The sequence below is a fragment of the Paraburkholderia solitsugae genome (assembly GCF_013177695.1).
In the GTDB taxonomy this organism is placed as follows: Bacteria; Pseudomonadota; Gammaproteobacteria; order Burkholderiales; family Burkholderiaceae; genus Paraburkholderia; species Paraburkholderia solitsugae.
In genome coordinates, this window is sequence record NZ_WOEY01000173.1 from 32,857 (window position 1) to 41,578 (window position 8,722).

At 63.1% G+C, this 8,722-nt stretch carries 6 protein-coding genes; 5 read left to right on the forward strand and 1 reads right to left on the reverse strand.

What is annotated here, in order from left to right:
• A complete protein-coding gene (locus tag GNZ12_RS41945) occupies positions 1–1,428 on the forward strand; it encodes an amino acid permease (protein ID WP_172318608.1) in 1,428 nt (475 codons plus the stop codon).
• A 93-nt stretch (positions 1,429–1,521) separates the two neighbouring features.
• Here GNZ12_RS41945 and GNZ12_RS41950 read toward each other — a convergent pair whose 3' ends face one another.
• Positions 1,522–2,358, reverse strand: coding sequence for an IclR family transcriptional regulator (locus GNZ12_RS41950; protein ID WP_172318610.1), 837 nt, complete (start codon positions 2,356–2,358; stop codon positions 1,522–1,524).
• A 220-nt stretch (positions 2,359–2,578) separates the two neighbouring features.
• Here GNZ12_RS41950 and GNZ12_RS41955 point away from each other — a divergent pair, with 220 nt between their 5' ends.
• From GNZ12_RS41955 to GNZ12_RS41970, 4 genes are all read left to right on the forward strand, one after another.
• Positions 2,579–4,240 (forward strand): GMC family oxidoreductase, encoded by a 1,662-nt coding sequence (locus tag GNZ12_RS41955; RefSeq protein ID WP_172318612.1) that lies wholly within the window; start codon positions 2,579–2,581, stop codon positions 4,238–4,240.
• 37 nt (positions 4,241–4,277) lie between these two features.
• Complete coding sequence (locus tag GNZ12_RS41960; protein WP_172318614.1) at positions 4,278–5,582, forward strand: MFS transporter; 1,305 nt, start codon at positions 4,278–4,280, stop codon at positions 5,580–5,582.
• A gap of 145 nt (positions 5,583–5,727) precedes the next feature.
• Positions 5,728–6,717, forward strand: a complete 990-nt coding sequence (locus GNZ12_RS41965; RefSeq protein ID WP_172318616.1) for an AAA family ATPase — start codon at positions 5,728–5,730, stop codon at positions 6,715–6,717.
• Entirely contained in the window at positions 6,717–8,459 is a 1,743-nt protein-coding gene (locus GNZ12_RS41970) for a cobaltochelatase CobT-related protein (protein ID WP_172318618.1), read from the forward strand. The genes GNZ12_RS41965 and GNZ12_RS41970 overlap by 1 nt, the downstream gene beginning before the upstream one ends.
• The last annotated feature ends 263 nt before the right edge of the window (positions 8,460–8,722 follow it).

Genomic DNA, 8,722 nt, shown 5'->3' on the forward strand with positions numbered 1-8,722 from the left:
ATGGAAGTATCGAATAAAAGTGAACTGAAGACCGGCCTCAAGGAGCGCCACATGACCATGATCGCGCTGGGCGGCGTGATCGGTGCGGGTTTGTTTGTCGGCAGCGGTGTCGTGGTCCAGCAGGCCGGTCCAGCGGCGGTTCTGTCGTTTCTGATTACCGGTGGCCTGATCGTGCTCGTCATGCGCATGCTCGGAGAAATGGCGTGCGCCATGCCGGCGGTTGGCTCGTTTTATGAATACGCGCGCCTCGCCTTTGCCGGCAAGCGCGGGCCGGGCAAACTGGCCGGCTTTCTGACCGGGTGGATGTACTGGTATTTCTGGGTCATCGTCGTGGCCGTCGAGGCAGTGGCGGGCGCGAAACTGGTTCAATTCTGGCTGCCGGATACGCTGGCGTGGGCGATCAGTCTCGTGTTACTGGTCGTGTTGACCGCGACCAACCTGATCTCGGTGGGCAGCTACGGGGAGTTCGAGTTCTGGTTCGCGTCCATCAAGGTGGCGGCGATCGTCGTGTTCCTGTTCCTCGGCGGGCTCTATGTACTGGGTCTGTGGCCCGCGTCGATGCACACCACCGCCGTGATACCGACGTTGCTTTCGCACGGCGGGCTGATGCCGAAGGGGATCGGGCCAGTGCTGAGCGGTGCCGTCGCGGCGACGGGTTTTTACTTCGGCGCCGAGATCGTCACCATTGCCGCCGCTGAAGCGCATGAGCCGGTCAAGGCGGTCGCCAAGGCCACCAATTCGGTGATCACCCGCGTGCTGATTTTCTATGTCGGCTCGATCATGCTCGTGGTTGCGCTGGTCCCCTGGAATTCGCCGCACATGGCCACGCCGTATGTGAGCGCGCTCAGTGCAATGGGTATCCCGGCCGCCGCTAACGTCATGAATGCGATCGTGTTGACCGCGGTGCTGTCCGCGCTCAATTCCGGCCTTTACGCAGCGTCGCGGATGATTTTTGCGCTGACCCGCCACGGCGACGCGCCGGCCGGGCTTGCCAAGGTCAATCGCCGCGGCGTCCCTGTTCGCGCGATTCTGGTCGGCACCTTGTTCGGCTATGTGTCGGTCGTCATGTCTTACGTATCGCCCGACACGGTGTTCGCATTCCTCGTCAATTCATACGGCACGGTGGCCATTTTCGTCTACGTGCTGATCGCCGTGTCGCAATTGAAGCTGCGCGCCCGGCTCGAGCGCGAGGCGCCGGAGAAGTTGCGCGTGAGGATGTGGTGCTATCCGTATCTGACCTGTTTCGCGATTGTCGGCATGGTCGGCATTCTGGTGGCGATGGCGTTCATACCGGCCCAGCGCACGCCGCTGTGGCTCGGCGTGGTGAGTCTCGGCGTGCTGCTCGTGGCGTATGCATGGCGGGCCCGCAAACGCCGCGCGGCCGGAACTGAAGCGGAATTCGTGGACTATCGGCCTCGTACCCATTGAGGCCTGCCTAACGCGCGCTGTTTGATGTGCAGCGGTGGGTCGTTCGCGATCGCCGCTGCACTCTGCTCATGACAAGCGGGCGGCGCGTCCTTGCTACTTCGACACGGCCACCGCACCCGTTGTAGCAGGCTGAAGCAGCGGTCCGATGCGCAAGGCTATCTCCTTGAGCTTCGGCACCGCTTTCAACAGATCCTCCAGACTGGAGCGCGCCGTGGGCGAATGAACGGCCAACGCCGCGAGCACACGGCCATCCTCGACGTGGCGCACCGGCACCGCGACCGCCACCATCCCGCGCACGAACTCTTCGTTGTCGACACCGATACCGCGCATGGCGAGGCGGTCGAGTTCCGCTTCCAGCAGATCGACATCGGTCAGGGTGCGGTACGTCATCGATTTGAGCGGCAAGCGCCGGATGACGAGTCCGCGCTCGGCCGGCGTCATCTGCGAAAGAAACAGCTTGCCGCTGGCGGTGCAATGCAGTGGGACGCGCGTGCCCGGTTGCAGGTGCAGACGCAGGGGTTCGCTCGTCTCGACGCGCTCGACGTACAGCACGGTGTCACCGTCGAGCACGGTGAGATTGCAGGTCTCGCCGAGCGTTTCCACGAGCGTGCGCAGCAACGAGCGGCACGCCCGCGTAAACGTGCTGTTTGCGAGCGTGGTCAGGGCGAGCTGCGCGGCGCGTGGCCCGAGCGCAATAGCGCGATCGGCTCCGCGCGAGTCCGGCATGTGCGTGACGTAACCGCGTGCTTCGAGCGATTCGATCAGACGCATCAAGGTCGCCTTCGGAATCTGCAGACGTGAGGACAACTGGGAGAGTGAAGACGGTTGTCCAGCGGATGCAAGTTGTTCCAGCACGCTAAGCGCGCGCAGGACGCGGGTGTCGTCGGCGGGCTCGTGAGCGGGTGAGGGGAGCTGCGTGGTGTCTCTCATTTTCCTTCCCGAGGCGGATGAAGGTGAATGCAGCCCGAACGGATCAGTGACAACCCGGATGAATGCGCGCGGACAGATTGAATAGTGAAACGAAAAAGTCGGTTTTCGTACCGGATTAATCAATCGTAACCGGATTTGCTTGAAGTCGAAACTATCATCCAATAAATTGGGACGAAATGATCCGGTTTTGAAAACAAACGGAATCGGTACGGAGACATCAATGGTACGGAGTTTCGACTACGTGGTCGTCGGCGCGGGATCGGCTGGTTGTGTCCTCGCCAATCGCCTCTCTGAAAATGGCCGCTACTCGGTATGCCTGCTCGAAGCCGGGCCGCCCGACCGCTTTCTGTGGATCCATATCCCGATCGGTTACGGCAAGACCATGTTTCATCCGGTCTACAACTGGGGCTTTTACACCGACCCGGATCCGAACATGCACGGCCGCAAACTCTACTGGCCGCGCGGGCGCACGTTGGGCGGCTGCAGTTCCATCAACGGGCTGATCTATATTCGCGGTCAGAAAGAGGATTACGACCACTGGGCGGCACTCGGCAATCGTGGCTGGAGTTGGAACGAGTGCTTGCCTTACTTCCGGCGGCTTGAACACAACGAGCTCGGCGAGTCGCCGACACGTGGGGTCGACGGCCCGTTGTGGGCATCCACGATCAAGCAGCGCCACGAACTCGTGGATGCGTTTATCGCTGCGTCGAATCGCCTGGGCGTCCCGACGGTCAACGACTTCAATCAGGGCGATCAGGAAGGGGTCGGATACTACCAGTTGACCACGCGGCATGGCTGGCGTTGTTCGACTGCCGTTGCTTACCTGAAACCCGCGCGCAAGCGTCCGAATCTGCAGATCGAGACCGACGCGCTGGCGTCGAAGATTCTCTTCGAAGGCACGCGTGCTACGGGTATTCGCTATGTGCAGCACGGCAAGGAGCACGAAGTGCGCGCGCACCGCGAGGTAGTGCTGACGGCCGGCGCGCTGCAGTCGCCGCAATTGCTGCAGGTGTCGGGTGTCGGGCCGGCGAAACTGCTCAATGAGTTCGGTATCCCGGTGGTCGCCAATCGAGCCGGCGTCGGCGAGAATCTGCAGGACCATCTGCAAGTCCGCCTGACCTATGAAGTGACGCGGCCGATCACGACGAACGACTTGCTGCACTCCTGGACGGGCCGCGCGAAGATGGGGCTGCAATGGGCACTGTTTCGCGAAGGGCCGCTATCCGTCGGCATCAATCAGGGCGGCATGTTTTGCCGCGCGTTGCCGGATGAAGCCAAAACCCCTGACATCCAGTTCCACTTCTCAACGCTCTCGGCCGACACCGCGGGCGGCGACGTCCACGCGTTTCCAGGCTGCACCTATTCGATCTGTCAGTTGCGCCCGGAGTCGCGCGGCAGCGTGCGGATCCGCTCGGGCGACATGCACGACGCACCGTCAATCCAGCCGAATTATCTGGCGACCGATCTCGACCGCCGCACGACGGTCGCGGGTGTGCGTTTCGCGCGCCGCGTCGCTGCCACGGAGCCCATGGCATCCCTGATGAAACGTGAAGTGCGTCCCGGCCCGCAGGCGCAAAGCGACGACGAGTTGCTGCACTTTTGCCGCGAATACGGCCAGACGATTTTTCATCCGTCCGGCACCGCGAAGATGGGTGTCGCGAGCGATCCGGGCGCGGTGGTCGACGAACGATTGCGCGTGTATGGCACGCAAGGATTGCGGGTGGTCGATTGCTCGATCATGCCGACGCTGGTCTCCGGCAATACCAACGTACCGATCGTGATGGTCGCTGAAAAGGCGTCCAGCATGATCCTCGACGATGCCCGCGCCGGCGACTTGCCGGCTGGACAAGTGCAATCGCAGAGCATGGAAGCGCATCACTGAGGAAAAAGCAACGAAGCAAACCATTGGAGGAGGCGCTATGGCAATCGATAAGCGGGTGATCCGCCGCGTTGCATTCGCGAGCGTGATTGGAGCGACGGTTGAATGGTATGACTTTTTTCTGTACGGCGTGGTGGCCGGCATTGTGTTCAACAAGCTTTACTTTCCCGCTCACGATCCGCTTGTCTCGACGATGCTGGCCTACGGCACGTTCGCCGTCGGCTTCGTGACGCGGCCGCTCGGCGGTGTGATCTTCGGTCACTTCGGCGACAAGGTTGGACGCAAGTCCGCGTTGATTTGCACGCTCGTCATCATGGGGATTTCGACGGCGGGGGTCGCCTTCGTGCCGACCTTCGCTCAGATCGGCATCTGGGCGCCCATTCTGCTGCTCTTCTTGCGCGTGTTGCAGGGCATCGGGCTCGGTGGCGAATGGGGCGGCGCGGTGCTGATGGCCTATGAATATGCTCCGCCGAACCGGCGCGGTCTGTACGCAAGCTTGCCGCAGATCGGCTTGTCGATTGGCCTGTGCCTCGCGTCGGGGATCGTCGCGGGCATTTCCCGGCTGCTGCCGGAAGCGGCGTTCCTCTCGTGGGGCTGGCGGGTCGCGTTTGGTGCTTCGTTGCTGCTCGTGGTGCTCGGCCTCTACATCCGACTCAAGGTGATGGAGACGCCCGAGTTTCTCGCGCTTAAGCGCAACCGCCGCGACGTGAAAATCCCGTTCGTCGACATGATCACGCGCTATCGCAGTTCGGTGCTGCTCGGCATGGGCGCACGCTGGATCGACGGGGTGTTTTTCAACATCTTCGCGGTGTTCATGATCGGCTACCTCACGCAACGTCTTTCGATGAGCCGCACGGAAGCGCTCACCGGCGTGATGATCGCGGCGATGGTGATGTGCTTCTTCATCCCGTTCTTCGGCAGGATGTCGGACCTGATGGGACGTGCGCGTGTGTATCGCTGGGGCTCGCTGATTTGCGGCGCCTCGGTGCTGCCGGCGTTCTGGCTGATGGAGACGCAGGCCGGCAATACGCTGGCGGTCTGGCTCGGCGTGGTGATCCCGTTCGGCATCTTCTACGCCATGGTCTATGGACCGGAAGCCGCGCTCTTTGCCGAACTGTTCGACCCTGAGGTGCGCTACACCGGCATCTCGTTCGTGTATCAGTTTTCGGGCATCTTCGCGAGCGGCCTCACGCCGATCATCGCGACGGCGCTGCTACGCCTGAATGGCGGCAAGCCCTGGTACGTGTGCGGCTACGTGATTTTGTCGGCGCTGCTTTCGGCATGGGCCGCGCGCGCGATGGAACGGCGTGCGAAACCCTTCGACGAGATGGCGGCGGCGCGTTGACGGCGCGGTTCGCCGCGGCGATGCGGACGAAGTGCCGTCCACGGTGCGAGATTCCGTTTATAATAAACGGAACAAATTGTACCGAAAAATACAACATCGCCCGGCGGCGCCGAACGAATATCCCCGTAGCGGGGAGGAGAATGAAGTGACTGATATCGTGACTGGCAAACCCGACAGAATGGTCGCGGTACGCACCGTTTTTGGCATCGATTCGAGCCTGATGGTGCCCGCTTTCAGCGAGCGCGACGACCACGTGCCGGAGATCGACGAGGTCTACCGCTTCAATCCGGAAGTGACGCTGGCGATTCTGGCCGGCTTCAGCCGTGACCGCCGGGTAATGGTGCAGGGCTTGCACGGTACCGGCAAATCGACGCATATCGAGCAGGTCGCGGCGCGGCTCAACTGGCCGTGCGTGCGCGTGAATCTCGACGGCCATATCAGCCGCCTCGATCTCGTTGGCAAAGACGCGATCGTGGTGCGCGATGACCTGCAGGTTACCGAGTTTCAGGAGGGGATCGTGCCATGGGCATTGCAGCGCCCGGTTGCCCTGATCTTCGACGAATACGATGCGGGGCGTCCCGATGTGATGTTCGTGATCCAGCGCATTCTCGAGCGCGACGGCAAGTTCACCCTGCTCGACCAGAACCGCGTGATTCATCCGCATCCGTACTTCCGCATGTTCGCCACCACCAACACGGTGGGGCTGGGCAACCTGAACGGGTTGTATCACGGCACGCAGGTGCTGAATCACGCGCAGATGGACCGCTGGAACGTGGTGGCCACGCTCAACTATCTGCCGCGCGCGGAAGAGGCTGGCATCGTGCTTGCGCGCGTACCGGAACTCGCTGACGAGGCGGGGCGCGCGCTGATCGAATCGATGGTGAGCGTGGCGGAGCTCACGCGCAAGGGCTTTGCCAGCGGTGACCTGTCGACGCTGATGTCGCCGCGTACGGTGATCAACTGGGCGGAGAACTGCCAGATCTTCCACGATCCCGCGATGGCGTTTCGTCTGACCTTCCTGAACAAGTGCGATGAGGCCGAGCGTTCGATCGTGGCTGAGTATTTCCAGCGCTGCTTCGGGACTGAGCTCGAGGTCGGGGCCAACGCTGAAAACCAGGTAGCGGGTAGCCGCTGATGACGGCGGACAGACAAGCGACCCTCCGCGCGGAGCAGCGCGAGGCGCTGTGCGCGGCGGCCGTGCGCGCGCTGACCGGCGACGCCGCGTTGCACTACCGCGAAGGCCGGTTGTGCCGCGATATGCGGCCTTTGCCCCTGCACGCCCCCCATCTTCGCACCGACCCACAGCAAGACGACTTCGCCTCCCTGCGCGGCGCCGCCGATGGCGCGGCCTTGCGACTCATGCACTCCGATGCGGCGCTGCACAGCCGGTTATGCCCGAGCGATCGCGTCGAACGCCTGGTGTTCGAACTGCTGGAGCAATTGCGGTGCGAAACGCAGACCCCGCCCGGCATGCCGGGCCTGGTGCAGAATCTGTGCGATCGTTTCGAGGCCTGGTCGCAGGCTTTCTACCGCTCCGGGCTTGCGGAGGACCATCTCGGCATTCTTCTGTACACGGTGGCGCAGATTGCGTGGTCGCGCCTGACAGGCTGGCCCGTACTCGAAGAGACCGAAGGCCTGATCGAAGCCACGCGCGCGGCTATCGTGCCAGTGCTGGGCGTGTCGCTGGCGGGCCTGCGCCGGCATCGGCAGGAGCAGGGTGCGTTCGCTATCCATGCGCTCGAACTCGCAAGGCTAGTGGGCGACATGATCCGTGCCGTCCGCGCCGAGGCGTTGGACGATGCACAGGATGACCCGCAGGAGAGCGACGACAAGGCCCCGCGCACGGAGTTCTCGTTGTGGTTCGATGTCGAGGACGACGAGTACAAGGACATGGCCGTCGCGCTGACCGGCAAGAGCCGCGTGTTCGAAGCCTCGGAGCAGGGCTATCGGGCCTTTACGACGCGTTATGACCGCGAGATAGCGCCTGGCGCGCTGGTCCGCAAAGCCTTGCTCAGCGAGTTTCGCGAGCGGCTCGACGAACGCGTCGCGGCCCAGGGCATCAACGTGGCGCGGCTCGCGCACGCACTGAAGGCGGCGCTGGCGATCTCGCAACGCGATGGCTGGTCGTTCGGTGAAGAGCATGGCCGCATCGACGGGCGACGCCTCGCGCAACTGGTCAGTTCTCCCGCTGAACGGCGCCTGTTCCGGCTCGAGCGGAACACGCTCATGGCCGACTGCGCGGTCGGCTTCCTGATCGATTGCTCGGGCTCGATGAAAGCGCATATCGAGCCGGTGGCGACCATGGTGGACATCCTCACGCGCGCGCTCGACCAGGCGGGCGTGACCACCGAGGTACTAGGCTTCACCACCGGCGCCTGGAACGGCGGCCGGGCCCGGCTCGACTGGTTGGCGCACGGCCGGCCGCCTCATCCGGGCCGGCTCAATGAACTGTCTCATCTGGTGTTCAAGGACGCCGCCCGGAGCTGGCGACGCGCTCGCGCCGATATTGCCGCGCTCTTCAAGGCGGACCTGTTTCGCGAGGGCGTGGACGGCGAAGCGGTCGACTGGGCCTGCGGGCGTCTCGTCGCCCGTCCCGAAGCGAGACGAATCCTGATCGTGATCTCGGATGGCAGCCCCATGGACAGCGCGACGGGCCAGGCCAACGACGCCTTCTATCTCGACAACCATCTCAAGGCCGTCGTGGCGCGCCATGAAGCCTCGCGCGATGTGGAGGTGCTGGGCCTGGGTGTCGGGCTGGATCTCAGCCCGTATTACCGCCATTGTCTGGCGGTGGACCTTTCCGTGCCGCCCGACATGAAGCTGTTTGCTGAGATCGTGGGATGGATCGGTGGGGGTGGGCGGACTGGCAGGAGGTAGCCGGTCCCGCTGCCTTGCGGGAATAGCTGGCACAGCGAACACAGGATCAGAGCGCAACCGATCACAACAGCACGCCGAACGCGCCGCGCTGCTATTGGAGGTATGACCGGGATTCATAAAAAATCCGCCACATCTCGTAGCTTCTCAATAACCCGGGGCGAACACGGGGGCATCTGTGCGCCGCGGCTGTGAACCTGCAGAGAAGATAGGCCGACAACTTGCTCGCACCCGGTGATGAATTGCGCTTGTAAACGACGGAGTGT

What these genes read in the sequence shown, in the direction of transcription:
- GNZ12_RS41945 (WP_172318608.1), top strand. Translation starts at nt 1, where the DNA reads ATGGAAGTATCGAATAAAAGTGAACTGAAGACCGGCCTCAAGGAGCGC.
- GNZ12_RS41950 (WP_172318610.1), bottom strand. Translation starts at nt 2,358, where the DNA reads ATGAGAGACACCACGCAGCTCCCCTCACCCGCTCACGAGCCCGCCGAC.
- GNZ12_RS41960 (WP_172318614.1), top strand. Translation starts at nt 4,278, where the DNA reads ATGGCAATCGATAAGCGGGTGATCCGCCGCGTTGCATTCGCGAGCGTG.
- GNZ12_RS41955 (WP_172318612.1), top strand. Translation starts at nt 2,579, where the DNA reads ATGGTACGGAGTTTCGACTACGTGGTCGTCGGCGCGGGATCGGCTGGT.
- GNZ12_RS41970 (WP_172318618.1), top strand. Translation starts at nt 6,717, where the DNA reads ATGACGGCGGACAGACAAGCGACCCTCCGCGCGGAGCAGCGCGAGGCG.